Source organism: Pseudomonas sp. AC463, assembly GCF_979253585.1.
Window position 1 is genome coordinate 1 of the sequence record NZ_CEEDDZ010000753.1, and the last position, 262, is coordinate 262.

Annotated in this window: 1 protein-coding gene; it reads right to left on the reverse strand. The window is 64.5% G+C overall.

What is annotated here, in order from left to right:
• The coding region (locus tag AC0IYH_RS32240; protein WP_471838389.1) for an acyl-CoA dehydrogenase family protein at positions 1-262 on the reverse strand (262 nt) is incomplete at both ends.

The following is a 262-nucleotide window of genomic DNA, read 5'->3' on the forward strand; positions in this document are numbered from 1 at the left end:
TCCCCCGTCTTCGCATAGACGACCAGCGTGTCGGCATAGGCGGCGTTGGTGATCCAGAACGTCGTGCCGTTGAGGCGAAAGCCGTCGCCGGTCTTCTCCGCCCGCAGCTTCATCGACACGACGTCGGACCCTGCCCCGGCCTCCGACATCGCCAGACTGCCGACATGCTCGCCGGAGATGAGCTTGGGGAGGTACTTCGCCTTTTGCTCGGCATTCGCCCAGCGGGCGATCTGGTTGATGCAGAGGTTCGAATGCGCGCCGT